The 1,184-nt window shown below is 57.9% G+C and carries 3 protein-coding genes; all 3 read right to left on the reverse strand.

Features of this window, described 5'->3' with window-relative positions; all coding sequences use genetic code 11:
* Positions 1-337, reverse strand: a 337-nt coding sequence (locus tag HMPREF1627_RS00565) for a DEAD/DEAH box helicase (protein ID WP_324606564.1), incomplete at its 3' end; no start/stop codon positions are given.
* A 23-nt stretch (positions 338-360) separates the two neighbouring features.
* Positions 361-831 carry a YbjN domain-containing protein gene (locus tag HMPREF1627_RS00570; RefSeq protein ID WP_052039003.1) on the reverse strand — a complete coding sequence of 157 codons (471 nt, stop codon included), beginning with the start codon at positions 829-831 and terminating at the stop codon, positions 361-363.
* Positions 828-1,184: YbjN domain-containing protein (locus tag HMPREF1627_RS00575; RefSeq protein WP_034500177.1), on the reverse strand; the 357-nt coding region annotated here is incomplete at its 5' end. The genes HMPREF1627_RS00575 and HMPREF1627_RS00570, both read right to left, overlap by 4 nt.

The following is a 1,184-nucleotide window of genomic DNA, read 5'->3' on the forward strand; positions in this document are numbered from 1 at the left end:
ACAAGGCGGTGGGGCGGTGTCGCATCTGCGAAAGACGAGTGCCAGATCCTTCCTCGATGGCCGAAAGAATCGGTAGCCAAGCGGCAAGTGACTTGCCCGAGCCCGTGCCCGTAGAAATCACGGTATGCCAGCCCTCGTAGGCCGCTGTGGCGGCCTGTACCTGGTGCGACCAGGGCCGCTTAATTCCCATCCGCTCATAACTGGCCACCACGCGCGGATGCGCCCATTCGGGCCAATCAGCTAGACGCTCCTCGCGCCCCGGTACGGTCAGGGTGGAAACCAGGCGGTCACTGGTGCCCGCAATCGAAGACAGTGCGCCCAGCAGGCGCTGCGCCATTGACTCCGCCTGCCCGCCCATTACTAATTCGCTAACTGCGTTGCAACGCCCTTAGCTATCGACTGCATGAAGTTGATGCCATCCATGCCAGAGGCCACGCCAGCGGAAATGTTATCCACCAGCTGCTCCTCGTTCATGCCCGCATCCACCGAGCAAATATAATCCGCACAAACCTCAATCATGTCGTCGCTTACAAGCGTGTAAATCGTGGGGAAGTAGCGTTCCCGGTTCCACTGGTCCGCAGCCGTGAACAGTGCTGCCATTGCCTGCATCGACATCGGCAGATCCGTTTTCCATAAAATCCGAACCGACAAGAACTTACCCGAGGTGGTGAAAGCAAACTGGAACGGGAAGCCCGAGAAGTTCGCCAGGCCAAAGCCCTCCTCCTCGAACACTTCAAACGAGGTGCCCATCGACTCAACCGCTTGCCCGATGCGCTCAAACGTTACCGGCGCGGGAACCTTCGGGTCATCTGATACCACGTGCAAAGTCATCGGCCTACCTCCTCTTCATCGCGCGAAGCATCAACGAGGTGGGGCAGCGCTTTCTCTAAATCCTGGAAATAGCCGAGCACCATGGTAAGAGCCGTCTCGTAAAAATCTGTCAGTTGCGCCTTTGTGGCACCCTTTGAAATCACGAGGCTGGCCTCTGCTCCCACGCTGAACTCGGCGGCCTCCTTTATAGGAATCAGATAGGCTTTTGGGCCAGAGCGCTGCACGTTACACGCGTGCACCTGCTGAGTTAGTAGCCCAAAATCGTCCTCGGACTTTGAAACGCCGCGCCAAAGCCCGCGAATCTGCAGGATTGACGGCGACGAGAAGTTTACAAAAATGAGGCCCGTCTGCGC

Source organism: Actinomyces sp. S6-Spd3 (assembly GCF_000758755.1).
Classification (GTDB): domain Bacteria; phylum Actinomycetota; class Actinomycetes; order Actinomycetales; family Actinomycetaceae; genus Pauljensenia.